This window comes from Streptomyces sp. NPDC045470 (assembly GCF_040646595.1).
GTDB lineage: Bacteria > Actinomycetota > Actinomycetes > Streptomycetales > Streptomycetaceae > Streptomyces.
The window spans coordinates 64,691-89,819 of sequence record NZ_JBEZAN010000019.1 but is presented as its reverse complement, the minus strand read 5'-3'; the positions used below and the strand labels follow the sequence as shown (position 1 = coordinate 89,819).

At 70.1% G+C, this 25,129-nt stretch carries 25 protein-coding genes and 2 pseudogenes; 15 read left to right on the top strand and 12 right to left on the bottom strand.

Going from position 1 to position 25,129, the window contains the following annotated elements:
* Positions 1 to 397: 397 nt before the first annotated feature.
* Positions 398 to 1,411 (top strand): NAD(P)H-dependent glycerol-3-phosphate dehydrogenase, encoded by a 1,014-nt coding sequence (locus AB0A97_RS34655; protein ID WP_361157850.1) that lies wholly within the window; start codon positions 398 to 400, stop codon positions 1,409 to 1,411.
* Positions 1,412 to 1,476: 65 nt separating this feature from the next.
* Entirely contained in the window at positions 1,477 to 1,665 is a 189-nt protein-coding gene (locus tag AB0A97_RS34650; RefSeq protein ID WP_361157716.1) for a hypothetical protein, read from the top strand.
* A 5-nt stretch (positions 1,666 to 1,670) separates the two neighbouring features.
* On the opposite strand, the gene fxlM is transcribed toward AB0A97_RS34650, so the two are convergent.
* Complete coding sequence (gene fxlM, locus AB0A97_RS34645; RefSeq protein ID WP_361157714.1) at positions 1,671 to 2,687, bottom strand: methyltransferase, FxLD system; 1,017 nt, start codon at positions 2,685 to 2,687, stop codon at positions 1,671 to 1,673.
* A 115-nt stretch (positions 2,688 to 2,802) separates the two neighbouring features.
* Here fxlM and AB0A97_RS34640 point away from each other — a divergent pair.
* The 5 genes and pseudogenes from AB0A97_RS34640 to AB0A97_RS34620 form a co-directional block, all read left to right on the top strand.
* Positions 2,803 to 3,228: pseudogene (locus AB0A97_RS34640) on the top strand (helix-turn-helix transcriptional regulator); the annotation flags it as partial.
* Positions 3,229 to 3,330: 102 nt separating this feature from the next.
* Positions 3,331 to 4,392, top strand: coding sequence for an XRE family transcriptional regulator (locus tag AB0A97_RS34635; RefSeq protein WP_361157848.1), 1,062 nt, complete (start codon positions 3,331 to 3,333; stop codon positions 4,390 to 4,392).
* A 260-nt stretch (positions 4,393 to 4,652) separates the two neighbouring features.
* Positions 4,653 to 4,979: a hypothetical protein gene (locus tag AB0A97_RS34630; RefSeq protein ID WP_361157712.1), complete on the top strand. Its 327-nt coding sequence runs from the start codon at positions 4,653 to 4,655 to the stop codon at positions 4,977 to 4,979.
* 236 nt (positions 4,980 to 5,215) lie between these two features.
* Positions 5,216 to 5,404 carry a hypothetical protein gene (locus tag AB0A97_RS34625; RefSeq protein ID WP_361157709.1) on the top strand — a complete coding sequence of 63 codons (189 nt, stop codon included), beginning with the start codon at positions 5,216 to 5,218 and terminating at the stop codon, positions 5,402 to 5,404.
* Between the two features lie 85 nt (positions 5,405 to 5,489).
* Complete coding sequence (locus AB0A97_RS34620) at positions 5,490 to 6,215, top strand: transposase (RefSeq protein WP_361157706.1); 726 nt, start codon at positions 5,490 to 5,492, stop codon at positions 6,213 to 6,215.
* Between the two features lie 118 nt (positions 6,216 to 6,333).
* On the opposite strand, the gene AB0A97_RS34615 is transcribed toward AB0A97_RS34620, so the two are convergent.
* The gene (locus AB0A97_RS34615; protein ID WP_361157703.1) at positions 6,334 to 6,930 is read right to left on the bottom strand and encodes a hypothetical protein; all 597 of its coding nucleotides are present in this window, start codon (positions 6,928 to 6,930) and stop codon (positions 6,334 to 6,336) included.
* A gap of 127 nt (positions 6,931 to 7,057) precedes the next feature.
* Positions 7,058 to 7,951: a methyltransferase domain-containing protein gene (locus AB0A97_RS34610; protein WP_361157700.1), complete on the bottom strand. Its 894-nt coding sequence runs from the start codon at positions 7,949 to 7,951 to the stop codon at positions 7,058 to 7,060.
* A gap of 518 nt (positions 7,952 to 8,469) precedes the next feature.
* On the opposite strand from AB0A97_RS34610, the gene AB0A97_RS34605 reads away from it, so the two are divergent.
* Complete coding sequence (locus AB0A97_RS34605) at positions 8,470 to 9,000, top strand: GNAT family N-acetyltransferase (protein ID WP_361157697.1); 531 nt, start codon at positions 8,470 to 8,472, stop codon at positions 8,998 to 9,000.
* Between the two features lie 96 nt (positions 9,001 to 9,096).
* Here the strand turns inward: AB0A97_RS34605 and AB0A97_RS34600 are convergent, their stop codons facing one another.
* The 6 genes from AB0A97_RS34600 to AB0A97_RS34575 all read right to left on the bottom strand — a co-directional run bounded on the left by AB0A97_RS34600 (position 9,097) and on the right by AB0A97_RS34575 (position 15,633).
* A complete protein-coding gene (locus tag AB0A97_RS34600) occupies positions 9,097 to 9,555 on the bottom strand; it encodes an SMI1/KNR4 family protein (RefSeq protein ID WP_361157695.1) in 459 nt (152 codons plus the stop codon).
* Between the two features lie 947 nt (positions 9,556 to 10,502).
* Positions 10,503 to 10,871: a hypothetical protein gene (locus tag AB0A97_RS34595; RefSeq protein WP_361157693.1), complete on the bottom strand. Its 369-nt coding sequence runs from the start codon at positions 10,869 to 10,871 to the stop codon at positions 10,503 to 10,505.
* The gene (locus tag AB0A97_RS34590; RefSeq protein WP_361157690.1) at positions 10,868 to 11,584 is read right to left on the bottom strand and encodes a hypothetical protein; all 717 of its coding nucleotides are present in this window, start codon (positions 11,582 to 11,584) and stop codon (positions 10,868 to 10,870) included. Before AB0A97_RS34590 ends, AB0A97_RS34595 begins: the two co-directional genes overlap by 4 nt.
* 475 nt (positions 11,585 to 12,059) lie before the next feature.
* Positions 12,060 to 12,860 (bottom strand): GNAT family N-acetyltransferase, encoded by an 801-nt coding sequence (locus tag AB0A97_RS34585; protein WP_361157688.1) that lies wholly within the window; start codon positions 12,858 to 12,860, stop codon positions 12,060 to 12,062.
* A 107-nt stretch (positions 12,861 to 12,967) separates the two neighbouring features.
* Entirely contained in the window at positions 12,968 to 14,503 is a 1,536-nt protein-coding gene (locus AB0A97_RS34580; protein WP_361157685.1) for an amino acid permease, read from the bottom strand.
* Positions 14,504 to 14,607: 104 nt separating this feature from the next.
* A complete protein-coding gene (locus AB0A97_RS34575; RefSeq protein ID WP_361157681.1) occupies positions 14,608 to 15,633 on the bottom strand; it encodes a hypothetical protein in 1,026 nt (341 codons plus the stop codon).
* 807 nt (positions 15,634 to 16,440) lie between these two features.
* Here AB0A97_RS34575 and AB0A97_RS34570 point away from each other — a divergent pair.
* A complete protein-coding gene (locus AB0A97_RS34570) occupies positions 16,441 to 17,271 on the top strand; it encodes an SDR family oxidoreductase (RefSeq protein ID WP_361157678.1) in 831 nt (276 codons plus the stop codon).
* Between the two features lie 4 nt (positions 17,272 to 17,275).
* On the opposite strand, the gene AB0A97_RS34565 is transcribed toward AB0A97_RS34570, so the two are convergent.
* Complete coding sequence (locus AB0A97_RS34565) at positions 17,276 to 18,661, bottom strand: hypothetical protein (RefSeq protein WP_361157675.1); 1,386 nt, start codon at positions 18,659 to 18,661, stop codon at positions 17,276 to 17,278.
* An 855-nt stretch (positions 18,662 to 19,516) separates the two neighbouring features.
* Between AB0A97_RS34565 and AB0A97_RS34560 the strand changes: the two are divergent.
* Both AB0A97_RS34560 and AB0A97_RS34555 read left to right on the top strand, forming a co-directional pair.
* Positions 19,517 to 19,753 (top strand): annotated as a pseudogene (locus tag AB0A97_RS34560) (hypothetical protein); the annotation flags it as partial.
* A 23-nt stretch (positions 19,754 to 19,776) separates the two neighbouring features.
* Complete coding sequence (locus tag AB0A97_RS34555) at positions 19,777 to 20,274, top strand: hypothetical protein (protein ID WP_361157672.1); 498 nt, start codon at positions 19,777 to 19,779, stop codon at positions 20,272 to 20,274.
* A gap of 39 nt (positions 20,275 to 20,313) precedes the next feature.
* Here the strand turns inward: AB0A97_RS34555 and AB0A97_RS34550 are convergent, their stop codons facing one another.
* Both AB0A97_RS34550 and AB0A97_RS34545 read right to left on the bottom strand, forming a co-directional pair.
* Positions 20,314 to 20,679, bottom strand: a complete 366-nt coding sequence (locus AB0A97_RS34550) for a hypothetical protein (RefSeq protein ID WP_361157670.1) — start codon at positions 20,677 to 20,679, stop codon at positions 20,314 to 20,316.
* A 680-nt stretch (positions 20,680 to 21,359) separates the two neighbouring features.
* Complete coding sequence (locus tag AB0A97_RS34545; protein ID WP_361157668.1) at positions 21,360 to 21,509, bottom strand: hypothetical protein; 150 nt, start codon at positions 21,507 to 21,509, stop codon at positions 21,360 to 21,362.
* Positions 21,510 to 22,471: 962 nt separating this feature from the next.
* Here AB0A97_RS34545 and AB0A97_RS34540 point away from each other — a divergent pair.
* The 4 genes from AB0A97_RS34540 (at position 22,472) to AB0A97_RS34525 (ending at position 24,826) form a co-directional block, all read left to right on the top strand.
* Positions 22,472 to 23,167, top strand: a complete 696-nt coding sequence (locus AB0A97_RS34540) for a hypothetical protein (RefSeq protein ID WP_361157665.1) — start codon at positions 22,472 to 22,474, stop codon at positions 23,165 to 23,167.
* On the top strand, positions 23,164 to 23,475 hold the full coding sequence (locus AB0A97_RS34535; protein WP_361157663.1) for a hypothetical protein: 312 nt from the start codon (positions 23,164 to 23,166) through the stop codon (positions 23,473 to 23,475). Before AB0A97_RS34540 ends, AB0A97_RS34535 begins: the two co-directional genes overlap by 4 nt.
* Before the next feature lie 266 nt (positions 23,476 to 23,741).
* On the top strand, positions 23,742 to 24,281 hold the full coding sequence (locus AB0A97_RS34530; RefSeq protein WP_361157844.1) for a winged helix-turn-helix domain-containing protein: 540 nt from the start codon (positions 23,742 to 23,744) through the stop codon (positions 24,279 to 24,281).
* Positions 24,278 to 24,826, top strand: a complete 549-nt coding sequence (locus AB0A97_RS34525) for a transposase (protein ID WP_361157842.1) — start codon at positions 24,278 to 24,280, stop codon at positions 24,824 to 24,826. The genes AB0A97_RS34530 and AB0A97_RS34525 overlap by 4 nt, the downstream gene beginning before the upstream one ends.
* The last annotated feature ends 303 nt before the right edge of the window (positions 24,827 to 25,129 follow it).

The following is a 25,129-nucleotide window of genomic DNA, read 5'->3' as shown; positions in this document are numbered from 1 at the left end:
TATGCACACCCGTCTCGCGCCTTCACTCGAATATCGCGAGCGGGTCCCCTGATGAGCCCTGGTGTTGCTGAAACTCGCCGACATTTCTGCAGCCGAACAGCCTCAAGCGTTCCCCGAACTCGCCATCCCGCGTTGCCGCTTCCAACCGACACAATCAACCTCGCTGATGCCCCGCAGATGCGGCACGCACGCCCCCAACGCACGGACTTGCGCTGCCGTCCGGTGGCTTCTGAGGCCGGGACGGACGAGGAGAGGCGCACCAGATGCTGCCCACCCTGCCGGGCCGCCGCACACTCCCGCTGAGCGTGCGGCGCGGCGCGAACGCCCCAGCCGGGCCCGGCCGGGCCGTTACGATGGCCGGGCCCGGCCGCCCCGACGACAGGACCCCGAAGTGCGACTGAGCCAGCGCCGTTCCGCGCGTGCTGCGGTGTTCTCGGCCGGGTCCTGGGGCACCGCCATGGCCAAGATCCTGGCCGACGCCGGCACCGGCGTCACCGTGCCCGCCCGCCGCGGCGAGATCGCCGACGCGATCAACACCACCCGCCGCAACCCGGGCTACTTCCCGGACACCGAACTGCCCGCCGCCCTGACCGCGACGACGAATGTGGCCGCCGCCCTGGACGGCGCGGACTTCCTGGTGCTGTCCATCCCCGCGCAGAGCCTGCGCACCAACCTCGCCGCGTGGGCGCCGCTCATCGGAGGCGACACCGTGATCGTGTCGCTGATCAAGGGGATTGAGCAGGGCAGCCACCTGCGGGCGAGCGAGATCATCACCGAGGTGACCGGCATCAGAGCGGAACGGGTCGCGGTGCTGTCCGGCCCGAACCTCGCGCGCGAGATCATGGACGGCCAGCCCGCCGCGGCCACCGTCGCCTGCGCCGACGAGGACACCGCCCACCGTTTCCAGCAGGCGTGTCACACCGGCTACTTCCGGCCCTACACCAGCGCCGACGTGACCGGCTGCGAGCTGGGCGGGGCGGTGAAAAACGTCATCGCGCTCGCGGTCGGCATCGCCGCCGGGATGGGCCTGGGCCACAACGCGCAGGCCCTGCTCATCACCCGCGGCCTGGCGGAGACCACCCGGCTGGCCACCGCCATGGGCGCCCACCCCGCCACCCTCGCGGGCCTGTCCGGTCTCGGCGACCTGGTCGCCACCTGCATGTCGCCGCTGTCGCGAAATCGAACTTTCGGCATCAACCTCGGCCGCGGGCTGAGCGCCGAGGAGGCGACGGCCGCCACCCGGCAGACCACCGAAGGCGTCAAATCGGCGGAGGCGATCTCGGCTCTGGCCCGCGCCCACGACGTCGAGATGCCGATCACCGACGTGATCTGCGCCCTGCTGCACGAGAAGGTCACCCTCGACCAGGCCGCGGCCGCACTGATGCAGCGGCCCCCCAGGCCCGAGCGCTGACCCCCGCGCCCCGGTACGCCGGGCGCCGCCAGCACCTTCAACCTCCCTTCCGGAGGGCCGCGCTCATGCCCGCCCCCGTGCTCCTTGCTGTCCAGATCGCGCTCGCCCTCGGCCTGGTGGCATGGATGGTCACCGGCTTCACCCCGCTGCCCGGCCGCTGGCTGCGCTGGCGCATGTTCTGCCGGGCCACCCTCACGATCATCACGCTCCCCGGCACCGCCCAGGACGGGCCCGGCCACCGACAGGCGCCCTGAGCTTGTTACTTAGGAGTCCTTGCAGAAAGATCTTGGTATGGCACGGTGGAGGGGTAGGTGATCGCGCTCGTTGGGGGTGAGGATGGCTCGCGCGAAGCCGTGTTCCGCGGGTTGACTCCAGCGCTGCCCGCTTCCGCGTTGACGGACATGGTGCAAAAGCCCGGCACTACGGTGGCCAGGTACATCTGGAGCATGTCGACGGGTTCCCCGCGCCGGACGGTTACCCCGCTCCAGCTCTCCGCCCGCCGCCCGCGCACGGCACGGCCCACCAGGCCCGGATCGGCGGGCAGGTCGTCATCGAACCTCAGAACGATGTCGTCGCCGTTGACCAGCAGCAGCTGCGCATCCCGCGCCCCGGTGCCGCGCATGGACACGAAGCCGCAGATCCGCGCCGAGGTGCTGACCAGGCGGGGGCCCGCGCGACGGAAGGCGACCGACCGTACGAGCCCGCGGATGCGCAGCGGCACCAACAGCCGTCCGTCCCCGGCGAGCTGGTCGACCCACGCGGGCGGGATGTCCCACGACCCGACGGTCACCATGACCACGTCGTAGGGGGCATGCGCGGCAACGCCCTGCGCGGCGTCGGCCAGGACCACCCGCACCTGCGGGTACCCGGCCTGCTCCAGCAGACGGGACGCCCGACCGGTGATCTCCGGGTCGATATCGACCGTCGTGACCTCCCCGTCCGGACCGACCAGCTCCGCCAAATACGCCGCGTTCAGACCCCCGGAGCCGATCTCCAGCACCCGCATCCCGGGCCGGACCTGGGCCTGCTCCAGCATGAACGCCTGGATCTGCGGCGCGCTCACCGAACTTGCCGCAACCCCCTGCTCGTTCCTCTTGGTGACCACGGCCTGGTACGGACGGTAGACGTCCTCCAAGCTGGCCCCGGGCGTGAACCGGTGCCGCTCGACCTTGCGCATCACCGCCTCGACTTCCTTCGAGACGATCTCGCCCCGCGCGACGAGCTCGTCGACGACGTGGTCGCGCAGCCGGGCGGGGTCACAGCTTGAATCGGTCATCAAGGCCCTTCCTGAGGTACATCCACGAGCCGCTCACTGACGCAGCCTGTGCGCCGGGTTGACGGCCCTGGGCAGCCGGAGAAGACGGCGAGTCTAGGGCCTCAGACGGCCCGTCATGGCCCACAGCCGAACCGGACACGGGCGAGTCGCAAAGCGCGGTTCCCGGCGGTCCGCCGGCGTGCCTTTGTCAGTCTCCGGCGTCCGCTACCGCCGGGCTAGCCAGCGCGGCGTGGGCCTCAACTTCTGTGCGTCATCCGCAAGTTCTGTGCGTGCTTCCCGATGCGGGCTGAGGGGCATAGCCCCCGTAGACGTGCTCCCGCCGCGAGGAGGCACCGTGGGCGTCACATCCCCGAACGCTTCGTTCAGCCCTGACCTCGGCGCGCTGATACGGGGCGGACGAGGTGCCCGGCGGCCGAAGATGACCCAGGCGCAGCTCGCGGTGCTTGTGGGCTACTCCGCTTCGTGGGTCTGCCGCGTCGAAGCCGGCGCAATCATCCCGCCCTGGGAGACACTGCTGCGCATCGCCGCCGCTCTGGGCATTCCACCGGATGATCTGATCGGCGCCGCTCACCCACCGGAGCGAGACCCGGCCCCAGATACGCCAAGTCCAGGATGCAGCTGTACGACGGCCGCTACGGTGACCATGGGGGCCAGCGAGAGCCAGCAGGAGGGCACCGTGCGGCGCAGGGGTTTTCTCACCGGAGCAGCGGGGATCAGCGCTGTCCTACTCACCGGCGCCCGGGCGGCCGCAGAACAGCCACTGGAGGAACGGGAGCTGGGGGCATGGCTGGAGACGGCCCTGTTCGCCCTGCCCGCCAGCGGGCCCGTGCCGATCAGCCGCCTCGAGCAGGCCCTTAGCCGGGCGCGCGACGACTTCCGCCGCACCCGCTACCAGGCCCTGAGCACCGAACTGCCCCTGCTCCTCGCGGCCGCCGACGCGACCCGCGACCACCTCACCGGCCACGCCCGGGAGCGAGCCGATGCCCTGGCCTCCTACGCCTACAGCCTTGCGGGCGAACTCGCCAGCAAACAGCGGTCCGAAGCGACCTGGGTCGCAGCGGACCGGGCCTTGGCCGCTGCGCGCGCCTGCGGCCGGCCCGCCCCGCTCGGTGAAGCCACCCGCATGCTGTCCGTCGCCCTGCGCCGCGCCGGCCGCTACCGCCAGGCCGCCGACCTCCTGCTCCGCACCAGCCGGCAGCTGGCCGACGATCCTGCCGACCAGGCCCGAGCCGTACGCGCGGCGATGCTGCTGACCTGCGGCTACACCTGTGCCCACTACGGAGACCGCACGGCCGCACTGCACCTGGTGGACGAAGCCCAGGAGATCGGACAGCGCATCTCCTACGGCCCCGGCCTGGCCGGCGCCACCATCCAGGCCACCCGTGCGCAGTGCGAGTCCTTCCGCCTGAGCACCTTCAACAAGCTCGGCACACCGGACGAGGCGGTCCCGGTCGCCGGACGCATCGACGCGGCCGTCTTCCCGACCGCCGAGCGCCGTGCCCGCTTCCACACCGATGCCGCCCGCATGTATCACCAGCTCGGCGACGACATGCGCACCTTCGCCTCCCTGCGCGCCATCGAACGCCAAGCGCCCGAGGAAGCCAGGCGCCCATCGGTCAAAGCCCTCACCACAGATCTGCTGTACTCCTCGCACCAGCCCGGTCTGAAGGAGTTCGCGGCACGGACCGGGGCACTGAAGAGCTGATCACGTCAGCGCCCGCGAGGTAAGCGTTACAGTGCGGTGCTTCGGCCCGGGTGCCCCGCCGCCGGCCTGGTCCGGGGGACACCTGCTCGCCCTCGGCGCCCGCATGACCTGGAGCAACCGATGCGCCCTGCCGGGAGACCGCGCAGGGGGCCGCCCCGTGCCGCACCGAGGGCATCCTCGTCGCGGACAGGGAAGCCGCCGCCGTCTTCGCCGTCACAGAGCACCGCGCCGCCGCAGCAGCGGCCGAGTTCCGGGCGGCTGTGGCAGCACGGCTATGGGGGCCTCTGTCGGCGCGACATCGTCGTCCATCACCCAGCGACCACCCGGCCCGCCACGCCCAGTTCTACCGGCTTACCGCCCGCAACCGCATCTGGCTCGCCCGCCGCAGCCTCCCCGCCCTGCTGATCCGCGCCAGCCTCGCCACCTGGGCCGCCCTGACGGTATGGCGCGTACGTAGCCGGGACGCCTGGCAGGCCACGCTCGCCGGCGTGACGGAGGGCCTGCGCACTTACCCCGGCACCCGCTCGCCCATCAGCTGGCGCACCGTGGCCCGGCTGCCCCGCGCCGGCCGCCCACCGATCTTCTGACCAGCACCAAGCGGTGCAACGGGGCCGGACGAGCTGGGCGGCGCATTGGGGTGCGGTGCCGGCCGGCACGCCGCGCGAGACCGGGGATGGAGCAGGTACGGCGCATCACGCGCACCGAACGCCGACGGCCGCATGCAAGAGCCGGGTGCGGGAACTTGACTGCCATGCCGATGCAATGGAGGACCCGCTACCCACTTCCGCCGTGGACGGTCAGACTAATTCGTTGGGGCCGCTGGATGTTCCTCGCTTTCGGCATGCTGGAACCGGCGGTGTTCATCATGACGCTGACCGAAGAGCATCCGAGTACCTGGACGCTGATACGGACCGGGTGGGGAACGGTCTTCTTCCCTTTCATGTTCCTCCTGGCCCAGCACCTACTGCGGAAGAACGACCGGATCATCAAGGGGACGTCTTCGACCGGATAACGCTTGCTCGGCGGCCGTCCCAAGACGGTAAGGCGGCCCCGCGCCTGCCCGTCCGCCCGCTGGGCGCGAGGCAGGTGTCGAGGCCGTGGGCGGGGCGGGCGGCCGCATCGGCCACGCCGCAGCCCGCCGGCTCGGCCTGAACCGGCGCACGGTGGGCAAGTACGCGCGTGCCGCCACCTGGCAGGAGTGCGTACGCCGCGCTCCCTCCCGCCGGCCCACCAGCCTCGATCCGTACCTGGAGTACCTGCGGCAACGGTGGGAGGAGGGCGAGCACACCGCGACAGTCCTGCATCAGGAGATCGTCGCCAAGGGCTACCGGGGCCACTACCAGCGAGTCAAGATGGCCATCGCGCCGCTGCGGCGCGGCCTGCCGATCGACACACCGCGCGAGCGATCGCCCTCCCCGCGGCAGGTCGCCCGCTGGATCACCACCGCACCGTCCCGGCGCAGCCTGCACGCCACCGAGGTCCTCAGGCGGTTGCTGGAGCACTGCCCGGAACTGGCGCTCACCTACGACCTGGTGCGTCAGTTCGCCGCTATGCTCCATGCCGGCGATGCCACCCTGCTGACGGGCTGGCTGGAGCAACTCGAAGCCTCCCGCCTACCGGCCCTGGCCAGCCTGGCCACAGCCCTCCGCGAGGACCAGCCCGCAGTCGTGCAGGGGATCACCACACCGTTCAACTCCGGCGTCAACGAAGGTCGGATCACGGACCTGAAACTCCAGAAGAGGATCATGGCGGGCCGGGCTGGAGTGCCGCTCCTTCGTCACCGCGTCATCCTCATGGCCCATCTCCGACGCCGATATCCGTAACTGTGTGTCACCGGCGCACGGTGGCACACCCCCGCTTCACGGAAATCTTGCCGGGGCCGTGAGTGCTCCACCAAGTACGGAGTTACGTGCACCAGCTGGGAGGCTGTGAGCCAGCACGTCAACCCGTGGGCATGACAGTGGCAGGGCTGTGAACCTCCAGGATGCGTGCGGTGCCGGCCACGGTCCGGTCCTCGTGCATGGTGATCTGCTGGCCGGGCTGGACGTGCGTCCAGTGAGAGGGAGTGAGGGGCACGAGGCGAACCATGGCTCGACCTCCGGGCTCCAGACTGGGCATGTTCTCAACCCAGAGCGCGGCGATGCTGACCGCACATCCGCCGGCGGGTGACAGATGTCCGATGTCCCACATGGGCCGCAGAACTCCGGCGCCGGAGATCGGCGTCGTCCGTCGCGCCTCGGCGGCAGGACGGAGCGTCAGATCCGCCCTGATCATGCCGTTGCGGATCTCTGAGCACCGCCAATAGCACCAAGCCGCGCTCCGCTCCAGGCGGAACTGCTCAGCCGCTTCAGCGAGTTTCTCCCAGAACGCAAGAGGGAGCGAGCGAGGGTCCCCGAGCTCCTCCAGCAGGCCCAGGGCGGTTTCCCACTGGTCGTGGACGAGATAGTCCCAGATGTCCCGCACCGTGATGTCGTTCTCGGTGGCGGACTCTTCCGGCACCAGTAGGGAAGCTGATTCGAGCAGTTCAGGGACGTCCATGCGCTCATTGTCGAGCACATGAGCCATTAGGCTGCGCTTTCCTGGTCACCCGCAACGGCAACGCCATCCGCATCGCCCGCACCATCGACCTGTAACCACACACCCGCCCCGGACACGCCCGGGTACATCACGGTGAGGCCCGCACGCGCTGCCCGGCCGCCCTCGACACGCTCACCCGGTAGTCACCCAACGAAGGCCAGCCCAGCTCCTCGAAGGGGCGCTCCTTGCGCTGCCCGCGCACCTTCATGAAGGTCACGCCCGCCACCATCTGCCCCTCGGCGTTCCCGTTGCCGTCGCACACCAGCCTGCACAAGCCGTCGTAGGTGCCCCCGCCCCAGTGGAAGGGCGTGCCGACCGGCGTGACGATCACCCCGCCCGCCCGGACCTGCTCGGGCCAGGCCCGGGGCACCTCACGTACGGCTACGGTCGACAAGATGCCGTCGTACGGCGCGCCGTCGGCGTGCCCCGCCTCACCGTCCGCCACGACGAGCCGCGCGTCGACGCCCAGCCCGCCCAGCCGCTCCCGTGACCAGTCGGCGACCTGCGGATCGATCTCGACCGAGGTCACCTTGCCCGCGCCGACGCGGTGAGCGAGCAGCGCGGTGTTGTAGCCCGTGCCCGTACCGATTTCCAGAACCCGGTCGCCCTTGCGCGGATCGAAATATCCCAGCATCTGCACGACGACAGCCGGACACGAGATGGAACTGGTGAAAGCGGTGAAGGATTCGGCCTCCACCGGACCTGCAGGCCGTATCGCACCATCGTCGATCTGCGTGATCAGCATCTGCTGCGTCCGGTAAACGGCCCTGAGCCACTGCCGGGGCCGTACGGTACGGTCCATCAGCGGGTAGATGCCGTCCTGGGCCACCGGCCACCACACCCGGTCGGGCACGAAGTGCTCGCGCGGCACCACCGTGAAGGCGTCGCGCAGCCACGCCTTCCCCTCGAAGTAGCCACGGCCGTCCAGCTCCGCCGCAACCCGCTCACGCAGCTCGGCCGCCGCCTGGACGGTGCCGCCCACGGCATTCACCCGTCGTCTTCGTCCTCAGGGTCTTCGGCCGGGTCTTCCTCCGGCGGCGGGTTTCCCGGATCACCGGGACTGGATTCATCGCCGCCCACTTGCCCATTGCCATCCCGACGGTGCATAAAGCAGCCTCCTCGTCTGGCGCGTCCTCAGTGTGCCCGGGGCACGCCCGTGATCGCCACCACGCCACCATCCGGTCATCGGGTCACCAGGTGCCGACTCGCGCGAAAGTGTCCCGCGCCTTTGCGGTTCGTGTTCCGGGTACCTCGCACCCGCTGCGACACACAGCCTGGCGTATGCCCACGTCAGAGACCCTGATGTCAGGACACCGGCGTGAGAGGCCCACGGACGCTGAGCTGCGAGTCGGCAGTTGGCAAGGCACACTCACCCACGGAGCGCATCGCAATGCTCACGAGAACCTGCAGCACCAGACCTTCCTCCCGCGTGGCCGCCGGCGGAGCTTGGCGGGCTCCTTGACCTTGCTCTTCGCGCGGAGACGCGTTCAAGGTCGTCACATGACCAGGCACTCGGTGACCTTGGACGAGATCGTTTTGGAGGACTGGTCGGCCGTTCACTCATGGGCGTGCCTGCCGGAGGTGTGCCGCTATCAGCCCTGGGGACCCAACACAGAGGCCCAGACGCAGGACTTCGTGGACTGCGCGGTCAAGGCCTGGTCGGGCAGCCCTCAGCGTCGGTTCCCGTTTGTCGCACGTGTCGGCCGGGATGTGGCGGGCATGGGTGAACTGCATGTCCGTAGCCCTAAGCAGCGCCAGGGCGAGATCTCATACATCGTGCATCCACGAGTATGGGGGCGGGGCATCGGCACGGAGATCGGTCGCCGGCTACTCGCGTACGGGTTCGACGAGCTGGGGCTTCATCGGATCTATGCCACCTGTGATCCGAGGAATCTCGGCTCCTCCCGGGTGCTGTCCAAGATCGGTATGACGTATGAGGGGCGCATGCGCCACACGGCGCTGCTCCGCGACGGCTGGCGAGACTCCCTGATCTTCAGCAGCCTCGAAGGGGAACGGCGCTCCACTGCGTAACCCCGCCGGCGGGTGCTGTCGTTCCTCAACCCGCGAATTAGGCCACTGTGATGGACTCATGCCATGACGATGTTGCTGTCTCTTCGATCAACGAGACTAGAGAGGCCCAGGATCACCCGTGGCGACGAACCGGGCCAGGGACTGCTCCAGCAGTTCCAGGAAGTGACGCAGATCGTCCGCCACCTGGTCGAGCTCCGGCTCCTCCAGCGATGCTGACCGTGTCCGGTGGATCGCGCCCTGGGGGCCCATGACATAGGACCGGCCGCTCCCGTCCGATCCGATCACCAATCCGCTCGGCTCCTGACCCTCGCCCACGCGGACGGCCCCGTACTCCATGAGGTGCTGGAGTATGTCGCGCACGGGGTGGATGAAGTAGCCGTTGCCGATGTCCTCCCAGACGACGTCGCCGACGCTGCGGTAGAAGGTGACCAGGTCACTGACCGCGAGAGGATGGCGGGCCAGAGCACGCGCCCCCTCCTGATCATCGTCATTGGCCAGGCGGACCTGGTTGGTCCCGGGCGGAAATCCGTGCCTGCCCTCGAAACCCCGTGTCATCCCGTCCAGCATTCCTGAAACCGCATTCACCCACGAGGACGGCCAGGACGACGACAGCACACGCTCATTCACAAGCTCAGATCCTGTCATGAGCTGCCAACCCGTCCCTGCAGGAGAGCTACGCCCATCTTCGTTCCCTGACCCGCCTGTCCGGGCAGGTCAGCCACCTCCAGCCGCTGGACCGTGACCGCGTGGAGCGGCTGCGGCACGAAGCGCTGACCGCCCCGGCGCCGTGGACGACCGAGTACGGCGAGTTCCAGTCCGGCGGCTGATGGACCACCTCGCTGATGAACCCCTCCGGCAATGCGGCACACGTGCGGATCGCCGACGGCACCGCAAAGCCCACCACGGTGCTGGAGCACATGTCCGCAGCCGAACTGCTGGCCGAACTGGACCTGTCCTGCGTGTGGGTACGCCTGGCCCGGCCGGAGGCCAACGCGTTGCTGTGGGAACACCGCGACCACCGAACGCGACCACGCCGAGCGGTACCGGCTGCACATCCCGCTGCACCCCGACTCTTCGGCCTGCCGGGTCACCGGCGGCTCCAAGGTCCACATGCGGGGCGGGCAGATCTGGCGGCTGACGCCGGCCTTCGCCCACGGGTCTGCGATCTGCTCGGCCCGGCCTGCATCCGTCTGATCGCCGACGTCTACGCCGACGACGCCTACCAGCACCTGGCCGAGCGGGCGGCCCGGGCCCCCCGGCCACCGCCTCACAGCCGGTGCTGGCCGAGCGGGTCGCCGCCTGGCCGGCTTGGGCTGCATCGAGGCGGCCGAACGGCGGCTGCTGCGGCTGTTCGACGCCTTCGCCCTGCCCGAGGGCCCGCTGACGACGTTTGAGGGCCTTCACCCGTGGTGAAGGCCCTCAGGTTTCTTGGGGGCACACCTACGATGCGCCCATCGTGAGGCTGTGTGTTCTGCCCGTTCAGCAGCGCTTGCTCTGCGTCGTCACGCCCGGGCGGGTACCCGGTTGTCGATTGTCACCACGACGGGGTCCCCTTGTTCGTGGTAGGCGCTGCTGAGGACCCGGGCGGTGGCGAAATAGACCTGGGAGGCCATGGCCCAGTCGGCGTAGACGGTGAGTTCCTCGGTGTCCTCGCTGTCCGGCTTGAGCCGGGAGACGTTCGCCACGTGGTAAAGGGCCAGGAGCATGACGACCATCGACCGGCCGGAGAGGACCGCGGCCACCAGGCCGTTTTCGCGTTCTTCGAGGGCGGGGGTGCGAAAGTGCGGGTGGCTGCCTACCTGTGCTGCCACGAATTCCCAGGTGTCCCGGTGGCAGACCACGGTGGCCGACGCGACCCTCCCGGCCCTCATGATCGCCCAGACTCTGCCTGCCCGGGTGAGCGGACTCGGTTCCTGCACCGAGTCGTTGGGGCCCTGCTCACTGGCCTCCAGCGCCGCGCGGGGAACGTCATGACCGTTTCCACCGCTCTCCGGCGCGAACTGCTCAGCTTCAGCGGGAGACTGACCGGCTCCGTCCTCGTCGGCCGTGGGGCGCCGGTGTCCGTGGAGATGCTCGACTGGCTGCCTGCGGGCGCGCTGTCCGCAGAGGGCTGCGGGGCGCCGGGTTCGGTCTGTGGCGCCGGCTCCTGGCCCGGGGGCTGCTTCTGCTGGGGCAGGACGGCGGGATCCGGCTCGTCTGCGGTGCTGGTCCCGTCCGGCTCCAGGGAGGGCTCTTCCGCCGAAGCGGCGGCCGCCGGCGGCCGGGCCGGTGCCACGGCCTGCAGAGCCTCCAAGATCGTGCCGATGTCCTCACTGAGACCGTCGAGCCTGTGATGCAGTCGGTCGACGTCCCGGCGCAGGTCGGCCACCGCGGCGACGGCATCGCCGGCGCGCTTGCCCGCGTTGTGGGAGCTGGTCCGCGTCTCATACTGCGACGCTTTCAAGTCGGCGAGGGCGGTATCGCGCAGCCCTGCGATCTCGGCGGTGAACGCGGCCCGAAGGTCCCGCTCCAGGTCGTTGACCCTGGCGCCCATGCCGTCGATCGATCTGTTCATCTCGTTCTTCGTGTCGATCAGGATCGTCACGATGTCGTCCTTGCGTGGCAAGAAACTCCTCCACTCGAAGCATGTAGTCAGATGACTGCACTGCGTAGTCTGGCCGGGTGGTGCACGTACGTGGGCGGCTTTGCAAACTTGGCCTGTTCCCTCTCCCGACGGCCGGCCGCATCGGTCGGACGGCGCCGGTGATGCCCTCCTGGACCCCGGCCGGCCGCACTTGGCCCCGCTTCCTTCCCGGCCGTCGAAGCACGGCCCAGCCGCCTCAGGCACGGTGAACTGAGCGCCGCTCCCGGCGCGAACCCGGCAGGGCCTCGCACCGGCCGGACAGCAGCGCACCGGAAAGGCGGGCCGGTCCGGCGCTCAGGCGCCGGCGCGGGCACAGGGCGCCGCGCCGGGCCCGGGGGTGCTCAGGCTGGGCCGGCCCGCCGCATCTCGATGCCGATGCCACTGCCTCAGCCCCGTACCTGGCGCAGCTGCCGGACGCGGCAGGCAACTGCGCGGGTCAGCCCGTCGCCAGGGTGTAGAAGCGGATCGGCGAGTTCGGCTGGAAGCCGATCCGCGGATACACGGGGGCTCCGGCTTCGGTCGCGTGCAGCGTCGCGCGCATCAGCCCGGTGGCCCGGTGGCCCTCGTACAGGGCCTTGCGCGTGACCGCCTCCCCGTATCCCCGGCGCTGCCACTGGGGGGCCGTGGCCACGAAGGAGACGAAGAGACGCCCTTCGGCTTCGGTGGTGGCCGCACAGGTGACCGGTACGTCGCCTCGCATGGCCAGGTAGGCGTACATCCCGTCCTTCCAGAGCGCGGATCCCTCCAAGCCGTCGCGGGCCTCCTCCAATGCAAGGCCGTAGGCGCGCGCGTTGAGGTCCGCGTAGGCCTGCAGGTGATCGTCGGTGCTCACGCGGACGAAGGTGAGGTCGGGGTGGTCCGGCTCGGGCAGGGGGAGCAGGTCGCCGGCCATGCCCGTCCCGGGGAAGGCGTACTGCAGGCCCGCGTCCTCGGCCGCCGTTCCCAGGGCGGAGCGGGCCTCGTGGTCGAGCAGGTCTTCGAAGAGCCACAGGAAGCCCGGGTGCTTCCTCGCGCGCATGATGTCTGCCGCTTCGTTCAGGCGTTGGCCAAGGAGTGCGGCTCCCGTGCCCGGCTCGGTCAAGGTGATGCAGTTCAGGAAGGTGAAGCGGCAGTCGGCCCAGCGGACGGCGATGCCCGGCAGGTCGCGCACATCCGCGGAGGGGTCGCGGTCGAGGACCAGGGCCCGCCAGGCGACGGTGAGCTGCTGGACCGATTCGATGGTCTGCGGAGCGGGCACCGTACTGCCTCCAAGGATCAACGAGCGTGCGGGGCCTTCGGGGCAGGCTGGTGGCGGCGCTGCCGCCCCCGGGCCCGTGGGAATATCCCGTACGGCGTGCGTGGTCATCAGACGATGCCCTCGAACTCGCCGTCTTCTTCAGCGTGGGTCTGGGAGGTGGAGGTGCTGGCGCGGCGCTGAAGGTAGGAGCGGCGTCCGATGCGCCACCACAGGGCGGCCAGGGCGAGGGCCGCCAGGGTGGCGATGGGCGTGTAGTTGAAGGTGGTGGCGGTGACCGGGCTGGTCTGCGGCAGCATGAACAGCACGGTCACCGCGGCCGCCCACAGCACCGCTATCCAGCCGACCGGGCGGCTGAAGCGGCCCAGATTCCAGGGCCCGGGCACCCACTTGTCGCGGTGGCGCAGCCGCAGCAGGACCGGGATGGCGTAGGCCGGGGTGAACCCGACGACCGAGATGGCGGTGACCGCGGCGAACGCGCTGGCCGAGTACAGGGACGGCAGCGCCAGCACGAAAGCGACGGCGATCGCGAGCCAGACGGCGTTGGCCGGAATGGCGGTGCGGCGGCTGACCTTCTGCCAGCGGGCCCAGCCCGGCAGGGCGCCGTCCCGCGCGAACGCGTAGATCATGCGGCTGGCGGAGGCGGTCACCGTGTACCCGCACAGGAACTGCGCCACGATGATCACCAGCAGCAGGGCCTTGGCGACGGCCACCCCCAGCGCATCGAGGAAGATCTGCGCCACCGGCGTACCGGTCGGGCTGGCCAGGGTCGCGGCGTAGTCCTGCACGGCGAAGAGCAGGGCTGCCAGCAGGACGCCGCCGGCGATCCAGGAGACGGCCACCGAGCGGACGATGCCGCGGGCCGCGGTGACCGAGGCCCGGGTGGTCTCCTCGCTCAGATGGGCGGAGGTGTCGTAGCCGGCCAGCGCGAAACACGGCAGCAGCATCCCCAGCAGGATCACGTAGGCGCCGGGGGGCCAGCCCGTGTTGTTCGTGAACTGGGAGAACACGAAGCCGGCCGGCTGGTGGTGGGAGGGGATCAGCGTCAGGGCGCCGATGATGACGACCGCCCCCGCCAGGTGCCACCACGCGCTCACCGACGTCAAGATGTTCATCAGCCGGGCGCCGAAGAGGTTCAGCACCGCGTGCAGCAGCAGGATGACCGCGTACAGCGCCAGCATCGCCCCCGGGGAGGGGGTGATGCCCCACTGCAGGTTCGCCCAGGCGGCGGTGAAGGTGGCGATGCCGTAGTCCTGGGCCGCGATCCCGGCGACCAGGCCCAGCAGGTTGAGCCAGCCGGTGTACCAGCTCCACCGCTCGCCGCCGAGCTGGCGGGCCATGAAGTACAGGCCGCCGCTGGTGGGGTAGCGGGAGGTGATCTCGGCCAGCGCCGCCGCCAGGCACAGCACCAGCGGCCCGACGGCCAGCCACCCCCACATCACCACCGCGGGCCCGCCGCTGTTGAGGCCGAACCCGAACAGCAGCAGCGTCCCGCTCATGATCGAAATGACGGACAGGGAGGCGGCGAAGCTGCCGAACGCCCCCATCCGGCGGTGCAGTTGCTGGGTGTAACCGAGCTCTTTGAGCAGACGCTCGTCCTCGTCTAGCGGCTCGGGCCGCTGCCGGGAGTTTGCTGAAGTACGCATGATCATTTTCTCCGCACGGGAAAGCAGATGGAACAGGCCAGAACGGCTGGATGCTGGGATACCAGCGGGATGCGGCGGGGAGCGCCCGCGGGGCCGGCGGACCGTCACGGGCGCCTGCCCGCGGGCGGCGGGGACTTGCTCTGCCTCCGGCAGGCGCTGCGGGCTGTTTCGAAGGCCTCGCGCCACTGGCCGGGCTGGTGCGCCAGGTACTGCCACGGGGCCGGGGTGGCGAAGTCCCCGATGGCCTGGAAGACGACGGCCGCCTCGTGCTCGAAGCCGCCCGAGGCCAGGGCCTGCGCCAGGTGGTTCAGGTCGGTCGGGGAACTGGTGGCCGGGTCGCAGCGTCTGAACCAGTCGCTGAAGGCCTTGGTGAGCGCCGGCTTGATCGCCTCGCTGGCCCAGAAGAGACTCGGCAGGATCTCGCCTCGGTCGCGCCGCGCCCGGTACTCCTCCAGGTGGGCATACAGCGGCAGGAGATGCAAGGGGGAGCCGGACGGGGCCTTGGAGACCGACCAGCGCGCGAAATCCATGGCGACCGCCCGCTGGCTGAGCGAGGCCGAGCCCGGGCCGACCTGCAGCACCCGCAGCATGCGGTGCCAGGCCTCGCGGCTGTACGGGTCGAGCCGGTGGGCGGCTTCCAGCAGCCCCCACGGCCCGTGGGGCAGCAGGAGTTCCGGGGGCGGGGGAGCCACCCGGTGCTCGGGACGGTGCCCGTGCGGGTCCGTCTCGGCCAGGGCGAGGCGGCAGATCGGCACCACCGGATCGCCGGGGTTCAACTCCGCGGCCTTCTCGCACGCCTGCCGGGCCCGGCCGACCAGCTCGGCCAGGTGCTGCTGACGGCCGGGGGCCTGGGCGTGCTGCCGGTCGCGATACGCCTCCAGCGCCCGTTCGGTGACGACCCTGGCGTACATCACCCGGGCCGCGATGCTCTCCGGCTCCTCCTGCAGCCACAGCTCGACGACATTGCGCCGGGCAGCGATCACGCCCAGCACCTGGGTCCGGGCGGTCCACTGCGGCCAGGTCCCGGTCTCGGCCAGCACCTGGCGCATCGCCATCCAGTGTCCCGCCTTGACCTCCTGCACCGCCGGGTACAAGGCGGCGTCGCGCCCGGCCGGGTGGTAGCTCACCATCAGCGGGGCCCTCCGCATCCCAGGCGGAGCAGGTGTAGGCAGCTGACAGCCAACGACGAGGCGACCGTCGTCGCTGCCCGGACCGTGCCGTACTGCCGGGGCCGGCAGCTGGTGGGGAGCCTGGTGTTCTTCACTCGGCGACCGGCCGGGGCGTGAACTGCTGGCAGCTGCCGGTCCGCCGGCCGGGAGGCTGGCTGCCGGCGGCCGCGGTGGCGCGGCGGTGCAGCGCGCGGCCCGGCTGCGGTGACGGTGCCGTGCGGCGGTGGGCTTCAGCGCCGCGGTCGTCACTGCGGGACTGCGGCTGGTGTGGACACGACACCCAGGGGTGTGCGGTCGCGGCCATAGAAAGGAGTCCTCTGGTCAGGAGGGGTGGGAAGGCGGCGCGGCCGCCGAGCAAGACGAGGCGGATCAGCGCGCAAGCGGGCTGACCCGCAGGTGCCGTCCACGGCGGGCCAGCGGTTGCCTGTCAGATACCTAAGCGTCTGAAGTGACGCATGACCAGAGGTGTGCAAGGTTGTTCGGTTGCAGCGGCGTTGACAGTGACATTCCAGCCACTCACGCCCCCAAAGGGCCGTCAGCCCGGTCAGGACCGCCACGGGACTGCGTCAAAACGCCCCGCCGGGCGGGCCGGGATGCGCGCCGCGCAGCCTCCTGATCTGGCCTCTTGCCGAACGTGAGGGGATGCGGTCGTGGGCGCGGTGTTCGGCTGCGGCAGCTGTCCGGTCCCCACCGGGCGGGGCACGATGGCCGATTGTCTGTCGCCGAGGGTTGTTTTGCCGTTGGCAGCCCGCGACATACGGTTCGACGATGGACTCCACCAGTGCACAGGCTCATCACGAGCGCGCCCGATTCCTCGCGGATCCGCTGGGCCTGGCCGGGCGACGCTTCCTCGTCACCGGCGGCAGCCGCGGCCTCGGTCGCGAGATCGTGCACCTTCTCGTCGCTGCCGGAGCGCACGTCGCCACCTGCGCCCGCCGGCCCGAGGGCCTGCGCCGCCTGGAGGAGGACGTCGCCGTCACCGCGGCGGCGCCCCTGTACACGCAGGCTCTGGATGTCACCGAGCCCGGCAGGCTGGAGGCGTTCACCGCCGCGGCAGCCGACCGCCTCGGCGGCCTGGACGGCGTGGTGGCCAACGCCGGGGGAGCCCACGGCCGTGACCTGCGCAGCGCCACCGCGGCGGACTGGGCCGCCACGTTCGACATCAACGTCGTGCACGCACAGCGGCTCGTGAAGGCCGCCTTGCCGCACCTGGGCGCGGCCGGCGGCGGATCAGCGGTCCTGATCTCGTCCATCAGCGGCTGGAAGCCCGCTCCCCAGGCCCAGTACGGCGCGGCCAAGGCGGCGCTGATCAGCATGGCCAAATCTCTGGCCAATGAGCTCGGCCCCGACAACATCCGCGTCAACGCCGTATCCCCCGGCTCGATGCTCATCCCCGGCCGCCGCTGGGCCCGGATGCAAGAACAAGACCCCCAGGCGTTCGCCCGCTTCACCGCCCAGATCCCGGGCGGGCAGCTGGTGACCCCGCAGGAAGTCGCCCGCACCGTCGTCTTCCTGCTTTCGCCCTGGTCCAGCGGCATCTCCGGCGCCCACATCCCCGTCGACCGGGTCCAGAACGCCCCCACGCCGGACGGCTACTGACCGCTCAGGCCGTCTCCAGCACCGGCTGCGCCGCCCGGAAGAAGGCTCGCACCGCCGGCTCCTTGCCGAACGCGCCCGCCCGCTGGCCGAAGTCCTTCAGGGCCTGCACCGACCGCAGGCTGCGGACATTCTCCAGGCCCTTGAGCGCCGCGTGCGCGCAGGCCAGCGCCTCATCCAGCCGCCCCTGCTGGAGGCAGGCGGTGGCCAGCACCGCCTGGCTGATCGCCTGCCGGCGCCGCCGGTCGCCGTTCGTCCGCACCGAGGCGTCCGCCATCTGCTCGGCCTGCTCGGCCCGGCCCAGGTCCCGGAAGACGAAAGCAGCCTCCGCCTCCCAGTAATGGCGGTCGAGGTAGCGCACCCACGGCGACTCCTGCTCCGCACCCCGGCTCCGCCCCAAGGCGGCCTCCGCCTCCTCCAGCGCCCGCAAAGCCTGCTTCGCGCGGCCGCTCGCGGCACAGCCACGCGCCACCATCGCCTGCAGCCGCATCAGCCCCAGCGGGCTGCCCGCGTGCCGCGCCGTCTGCAGCCCCGCCCGCGCCAGATGCACCCCGTCCTCCGGATGGCCCAGGCTGGTGGACAAATGCGACAGCCCCGCCAGGACCTGGCCGGCCAGCACCAGATCCCCGCCCTCCTGACACAGCCGCAGCGCCTGGATCATGTACCGCTGCGCGAGCCCGTACTCGCCGCTGTCGTAACTGCTCCAGCCCGCCATCGCCCCCAGCCGGGCCGCCGCGGTGAACAGCGGTCCGCGCTCTTCGGCGCTCACCCCCTGGCGCAGCATCGGCAGCACTTCCCGGTTCAGGTAGAACAGGATGCTCGAGCGCACCTCCTGGCCGCCGAAGCGGTTGTCCACCCGGTCGAAGGCTGCGACCATCGCCTGCACCACTGCCACCCGCCCGCCGGCGGCGACCGCGGCCAGCGCCGGGGTCTCCGACTGTTCCCACGCCCACAGCAGCCAGCTGCGCTGCGGCGCGAGCAGCGCACTGCTGACGAACGGCACTGCCCCCAGCACGTCCCGGCGCCCGACATCCTCCGCCGCGAGGCCGGACAGCGTCTGGAGCACCTGGCCCACATCCTCGCCCCACAGCAGCGAACGGACCACCACCGGCGGCCCCTGCTGGACATGGAAACCGATGTCGCACGGCTGCACAACCCGGCCCAGCGCCTCCGTCAGCGCCCCGGCCACCAGCCACATCGTCTCCGCACGAGGAGGGCGGCCGCCAACCCATCGGGACACCGACGCCTTGTCGTAGCGCGTGAGACGTCCCTGGCGGCGTGCAAGGGCGTTCACGCGTGCGGCCAGGGACTGGTAGCTACAGCCGGCATTCTGAAGAGCGGCAGCCAATGCCGCGTTCTTGCCCCCCTCGGCAGCCTGCCCGTTCATCGTCATGGCCATCACGCTCCGCACCGCACTTCGGCCAGCCGAACGGCCCGCCGTCCCTGTCGACTTGTCCGCGTCCGACACGCCCACGCCCACCCTCGACACGGTGAGGGCGGACAGCGCCAAGGACGCGCTAGCTTCGAAAAAGGCGCCTCGTGACACGCGTTCGCGATCACTATGTTCACCCAGTGCCCCCGGCGCAAACGCGCCAGGTGTTACTTTCGGCCGATGTGGCGGACGCCTGCACCTCCACAACTCCCGTCTGCGACCAGCCAGTCGCAAGGCCCACGCTCAGCACCTGCCACCGGAGCTGCCGCTGCTGGCCGAGGGCGCGCGCCGTGTACTCGAACCCTCCTTCACCTGTCTGTACGCCTCACGCGGGCTGCAGAGCGCGGTACGGACTTTGCCCACGGCGGCGCCCGTGCTTCCCCCAGCATCCGGTCGACGGCGCGCATGCCGTCGGCGCCCCGCGGCCAGGCGAAGCATCGACCTGCGCGCGGTCGGGCGCACGCCGTACGGTGTGCTCGACGGTGCCCAGCTCGGCGAGGAGGACGCAAGGACGGCGGCCGGGCCCTCGGCCGCGTAGCGCCGGACGCCGCCGACCCCCGTGACGACGGCCGGGGGCCGCAGGAGAAGCCGCAGGCTCCTTTGACGTGGTTACCGCTACCTCGGCCTTCTACTGGTGGAGGCATCGCAACGGCGACGATCACGACGATGCCGTGCGCCGCCGGCGTCGACTCATGTCTGGACTGCGCTCTCCTATCGAAGCCCAGGTACCCCCCCGACCTGTACCTGCGTCCCTCGACCAGCTGTAGGGCCCTGACACGGGCAGGCCCACCACCGATCCGCAACTTCACCGGCACCATCGGACATCTTTCACCCACCGGTGAACGTGCGGTCAGCATCGCCGCGCTCTGGGTTGAGAACATGCCCTTTCTGGAGCCCGGCGGGCAGGCCTCGGTTCGCCTCGTACCCCTCACTCCATCCCACTGGACGCACGTTCACCCCGGCCAGCAGATCACCATGCATGAGGACCGAACGGTGGCCGGGACCGCAGTCGTCTTGGAGGTTGATCGCCCTTCAGCCGCGCCCAGAGAGTGACGTGGTCGGGCACTCGGGACAGGGTGCCGACAGATGGTCACTCCAAGCTCCAGAGGCAGCTATCTGGTGACCTCGCTGGTGCGGGCGGTGAGCTGGTAGAGGCTGGGGAGGACCAGGAAGACGGGGGACTGCTTCGCCTCCTGCTGGGCTTCGATCTGGGCGATCTTGTCTTCGGCGGCGGCGAGGCTGGTGGACGGCCCTTCGACTTCGCCGAACTATCTCTCGCGTTCGGCTTCGGCGATCCTGTCTTTGAGGGTGTCACGGATCTCTTCCAGGCGGGGCTTCTCCTCCAGGGAGACGATCAGGACCGGGCAGCGGACGCAGGCGTGCTCGTGGACGCAGTCGGTTCCGTAGGCCCGCCCGCACTCGCCCAGCGCCAGCTTCCTCCGCTTGAAGTGGGACAGGAACTCCTGCCGTTCCTCGACTGTGACAGCTCTGTATTCCTCGGCTGGGCGGAGATCGCGGCGGCGGGCGATGAAGGCACGGTGTGCTTCGAGCGCGTCGACTGGGTAGATGGCTGATGGCGGAGTCGGGTATCGAGATCCTCGGAATGGGTGGGGCTATTCGTCGAGGTACTGGTGTCTGATGTCGGCGTGCGAGATGACGAGCTGGCCTTCGCGGACGTGCCACTCAGTCGTCCCATCGACTTCGTGGCTGGCAAGGAACAGGCCCCGGATGAGGTCTCCGTCGTCGTCGGAGGCTGGGACCCGAGCAATCTCTTCGAGCTGATTCGTGAACCAGTCCAGGGCCGATGCGCGGATGTCGGCGCCGTAGAAGATGTAGTGGGTCCAGTTGACCTGCTGCCGAGGTGTGCTCCATCCGCCGGAGTAGTGATCGTCGGCGTGGGACGAGATGATCTTCTGGACGGTGGCGAGTTGTGTCTCGTCGCACTCCAGCCATCCTCTGACCGACACGTAAACGCTCATCTTGTATGTCCTTTCTGTCGTTGTCAGTCCTGGTGCGGCATCTGTCGGCCGCGTTGGTTTCCCAGTCTCCGGCGGCGGCTCGCTGCCATTTGACGGCGACGGTGATGTCGATGCCGGGGGTGCGGGCGAGGACTGCGGCGGGCAGCTCGGTGGCGAGCTGGAACAGGGCGGTCGAGCGGGTCTCGGCGATCCGGATGCCGGGTTTGCGGAGCCGTTCGCCCATGGCCCAGACGCTGATCGGGCGGCCGGGCTGGCCGCCGGGGAAGAGCCAGGGTGACTCCGTCCGGGTGAGGACGGCATGGCTCCGGCGAGCCGCGACCTGGTGGAGGGCGAGCTCAGTGACGGGGCCGGGCAGGTCGACGGGGACGGCGCCGAGGCGGATGCGGACGGCTCCGTCGGTCTCCTTGATGTGGTCGACGGTGAGCCGGGAGATCGCCGCAGGCCACTGGGCATAGAGGAGCAGCAGCAGGCCGGCCTTCGCCCGCGGGTGCATTTCGGCGCCGCCAATACACACGCACCGGCTTGTCGGCCGACTGTATCCAGAGCATGAATTCCCGTGCGTCTTCCCGGACTGCCCGATCCCACTCGATGTCGAGCGCCCATAGGAACCGCCACCACCGCAACAGGTCGTTTGCGTAGGACCGCAGCGTGGTTGCCGGGGTGTCTGCCGCGAGCAGGTCCTAGAAGTACACGGCGACCGGCTCGACCCGCAGACCATGCCGATCGATCAACCGGTACGGCTCCCAGGCGTCTCCCGTCGCCAGCATCTGACCGGATTCGGGCAGGGCGAAGCTCCTGAGATCCCTCCCGGGACCGCTGTGATCAAGCATGCCGAGAAGCTAGCAGAGAAGCACTCTGAACTGCGAAAACGTCGAAGTCAGTTCAGTCAACACGCCGGACTGGCACGCGGGCCCGTCCTCCCAGGTTGCGCGTCCTTCGGGGCCGGTGCCCATGGTCCAGGTGAGTTCGTAGACGCCCGAGGCTCGCTGGACGCGCTTGACGCGGAGCCCGGCGCGAAAGCTACCGGTGCGCAGGTCCTTGACGAAGGCCACGAGGTGCGGTGGAAGCGGTGGCGCTGTTCTGGTGCGAGGCGGTCCAGGTCGGCGGTGAAGTGGGGCAGAACCTCGTAGGTGGGCACGGCGCCTCCAGTGTGCACGAAGCCCCCGGCCGGTCGGCCGGGGCGGTGGTGGCGGATGGTTGGGGGAGTGGTGGCGTTGGTGCTTGTTGGATCGCGTTAAAGCCGGTTGGGGTCGGAATTCCGGGCTGCTGGTGCTGGTGTGTCGGCCCGCAACATTCACGCGGCCGGGGCCAGTTTTCGTATAGGGCGCGCATCAGGTCGGCCCATTCCTGCGCGCGGGTCATGTCGCTGGCGCAGCCAGCGCAGTGGGGCACCGTGTCGATCCGGGCGGGGTAAGGCATGTTCGAGCGAACGACAGCGGTTGTGCGCAGCGTGAGCGGGAGGCGGCACAGCGGGCAGAGGCCTCCGTAAAGCACTTCGCTATTCATGTAGCGGAGGGTGCACACGGCGACGCCTTACCGTCCCGGGCTGCCGCGGCGGCGCGCCTGGCGGGCCACCGCGATAACGACTTGGTGAGGCGCTCCCGCCCGGCGGGACGGACCTCGGGGCGCGCCTGTTTTGGAGTCAACGCTGCGGTGTCTTCCGCGCAGTGGCGGTCGGCGCCCGCATCCTTCGGTCGTGTACCGGCCACCAAACCCTCCAGATCGACCGACGCGCGTGTACCGGAGGAGGCAAGATCGGGTGAGCAGCAGTCATCAAAGGGTGGGGGAGCGAGTGGGGAAGCCGCAGAAGAAGCGTGGGGTGCGGATCCCGTGGGTCTGGGACGCACGGGATGACGAATACGACCGGTCGGCCATCGACATCAAGCCCCACCCTCCCTACGGCACCCTGCTGCGCTGCGGCGGCTGCGGGATCCCGGTCTCGGTGCGGCCGGCGAACGCCGACGATCCCGACTCCCGCTCGTCCCACTTCTTCACGATGCCGGGCCGCAGGCACGAGCCCACCTGCCGCTTCGACCTCCCGCGGCGCGGCAAGGAACTGGCGGATGTGTCGCAGGGCACCGTCGTCCGGCGTGAGGGGCAGTGGAGGCTGGTGTGCCCGCCCCTGGCCCGCCCCGGTACCCGAGGCGGAGCCAACGGCGGCAGCACCACACCGCGGCCGCCCCGTGCCACCGGGGGCGACAGGCCCACCCTCAGCCGGCTGCGGGGACCGGCCATCGCCTCCGCCAAGCGCATCGTCCAGCTCTTGACCGCCTGCAAGCACGACCCCGAGACCGTTGCCCAGTTTGCCGCTGTCGCCCCGAGCGGCCGACGCAACATCGCGTGGGACGAGTTCTGCGTGGGCCCAACCACCGCTCACCAGCTGGCGCAGAAGCTCATCGACGGTACGGCCGGGCAGATACCGCATGCCGTATGGGGACCGGCGAGCACGGCGGGGTCAGCCGGACAGCGGGCGACAGTCACGTGGTGATGTACGTAGCCCGGCACCCCGTCCACATCGAGGGCCGGCCAGTGAAAGTCATCACGTCCACGGGGGAGTTCCTCGGCTACGGCTACTGGGAGCTCTTCCCACAGGGCGCGGACTGGGCACACAAGGCCGCCGAGCGCGGCTGGATCGAGCTGCAGCTGTGGGCCAAGGAGCCGTGGCAGGTGGAACGGTGGGACACGCAAGGCGGCTCCATCTCCCGGCCGAAGCCGCCTGTCCCGGCCATGTCCCGACACCGGCAGAGCCGCCCCTGTCCACCGCGCCGGAAGAGGTCAGGGCGCAGCCCGCCGTAACGTCGGCCTCGGCCACGAGCCCGGACACGTGTGCTTCAGGAGAGGAGCCTGCCGTACCGGCGAACCCGACTCCGAACGAGCCGGAGCAACATGACAGATGCCCGATGCGGCGGTCCCGCCGCCCTGTCCTACCCGCCCACCACTGCACGCCGGCCACGTTCGCGTGTACGGGACTGGTGGGAGCGCCTGCGCGGCCGCTACTGACCTTGTAGGGGTGGTGTCGCGGGGGGGGTGACGAGTGATGGTCGTCGCGGTATGTGCAGGGCATGAGGTATCCGCAAGGTGGTGGCCTGACGGACGAGCGCCGGGCATTTCGCGAGCGTATCCGGATGGAAGCGGCCGAGAGGTTCGTCGCCGGACAGGACAACGCCCTGGTGGCGCGGCAACTGCGGATCAGCGTGCGATCGGTGCAACGGTGGCGCCGCTGCCGGCAGGACGGCGGTGGCAAATCCCTCAAGTCCAAGGGCTCCCCGGGCCGGCCACGGCTGAGTGAGACCCTGTTCAGGGTGCTGGAACAGGAGCTGGGCAAAGGGCCGGTCGCGCAGGGCTGGCCGGACCAGACCTGGACCCTGGAGCGCATCAAGACGCTCATCGGCCGCCGGTTCCACAAGACCATGACGCTCTCGGCCGTCGCGCAGATGCTCCACCGGCACGGCTGGAGCCACCAGGTCCCGGCGAGGCGGGCCGTGGAGCGGGACGAGGAGAAGGTCACCGGCTGGGTGAAGGACACATGGCCACAGGTGGAAACGCCGCGGCGGCGCTCGGAGCCTTCATCGTCTTTGAGGACGAGGCCGGGTTCTCGATGACGCCGCCGACCCGCAAAACCTGGTCCCGGCGTGGGCACACGCCCGTGGTCCAGGTGCGGGGGCGGTCTCAGCGCCGGTTCTCCGTCGCCGCCCTGGCCTGCTACAAACCCGGTGAACGTTCGCGTCTGATCTACCGGCCCAAACGGCATTCCGACCACAAGCGCGGCGGCCGGCGCAGTTTCACCTGGGCCGATTATCGCGACCTGCTGATCGCCGCCTACCTGCAGCTCAAGGCGCCGCTGGTGCTCGTCTGGGACAACTTGAATGTGCACCTAGACGCCCGCCTGCGGGACTTCGTCGACGGCCACGACTGGATCACCTCCTTCCAGCTGCCCTCGTACTCACCTGACCTGAACCCGGTCGAGGGCATCTGGTCCCTGGTGCGGCGCTCGGGTCAGTGCAACACCGCCTTCACCGACCCCGAGCACCTGATGCGGGTGCTACGGCACAGACTCCGGGAGATTCAATACCGACCCGACCTCATCGACGGATGTCTCGCCGCCACCGGACTCACGCTGACGACATCACACCCACAAGGTCAGTAATCGGCCACCGCTGCCGGATCGGACATGGCCAATCTGGCGCGCGGAGCGGTGGCCGATCCTGTCCTGGGACCGCAGCCGGGCCTCGGCCATGGCCGTAGCCACTACTGACGGCCAGACAGTGGTGCCGGCTTCCTGTCCGGCGGCCGCCGCCGGGTACGACCGTTACCGGCTGGTCTGGACGCGGCCGGGTACGGGTACGCGCCCGCAGGCCTGACGGACACGGTGTCTGCCTCCGAGCTCAGCAACGGTCCCGACAGCGCGGCCGGCACACGGGGCGTCGGGGGCCCTTCGGCCCGCGGCCGT

Coding starts and splice junctions, on each gene's coding strand:
- AB0A97_RS34550 (WP_361157670.1), bottom strand. CDS start 20,679: ATGAGCGTTTACGTGTCGGTCAGAGGATGGCTGGAGTGCGACGAGACA.
- AB0A97_RS34595 (WP_361157693.1), bottom strand. CDS start 10,871: ATGAGGGCCGGGAGGGTCGCGTCGGCCACCGTGGTCTGCCACCGGGAC.
- AB0A97_RS34580 (WP_361157685.1), bottom strand. CDS start 14,503: ATGCGTACTTCAGCAAACTCCCGGCAGCGGCCCGAGCCGCTAGACGAG.
- AB0A97_RS34570 (WP_361157678.1), top strand. CDS start 16,441: ATGGACTCCACCAGTGCACAGGCTCATCACGAGCGCGCCCGATTCCTC.
- AB0A97_RS34635 (WP_361157848.1), top strand. CDS start 3,331: ATGGGGGCCAGCGAGAGCCAGCAGGAGGGCACCGTGCGGCGCAGGGGT.
- AB0A97_RS34530 (WP_361157844.1), top strand. CDS start 23,742: ATGAGGTATCCGCAAGGTGGTGGCCTGACGGACGAGCGCCGGGCATTT.
- fxlM (WP_361157714.1), bottom strand. CDS start 2,687: ATGACCGATTCAAGCTGTGACCCCGCCCGGCTGCGCGACCACGTCGTC.
- AB0A97_RS34565 (WP_361157675.1), bottom strand. CDS start 18,661: ATGACGATGAACGGGCAGGCTGCCGAGGGGGGCAAGAACGCGGCATTG.
- AB0A97_RS34600 (WP_361157695.1), bottom strand. CDS start 9,555: ATGACACGGGGTTTCGAGGGCAGGCACGGATTTCCGCCCGGGACCAAC.
- AB0A97_RS34625 (WP_361157709.1), top strand. CDS start 5,216: ATGTTCCTCGCTTTCGGCATGCTGGAACCGGCGGTGTTCATCATGACG.
- AB0A97_RS34650 (WP_361157716.1), top strand. CDS start 1,477: ATGCCCGCCCCCGTGCTCCTTGCTGTCCAGATCGCGCTCGCCCTCGGC.
- AB0A97_RS34615 (WP_361157703.1), bottom strand. CDS start 6,930: ATGGACGTCCCTGAACTGCTCGAATCAGCTTCCCTACTGGTGCCGGAA.
- AB0A97_RS34575 (WP_361157681.1), bottom strand. CDS start 15,633: ATGGTGAGCTACCACCCGGCCGGGCGCGACGCCGCCTTGTACCCGGCG.
- AB0A97_RS34525 (WP_361157842.1), top strand. CDS start 24,278: ATGACGCCGCCGACCCGCAAAACCTGGTCCCGGCGTGGGCACACGCCC.
- AB0A97_RS34545 (WP_361157668.1), bottom strand. CDS start 21,509: ATGCTTGATCACAGCGGTCCCGGGAGGGATCTCAGGAGCTTCGCCCTG.
- AB0A97_RS34605 (WP_361157697.1), top strand. CDS start 8,470: ATGACCAGGCACTCGGTGACCTTGGACGAGATCGTTTTGGAGGACTGG.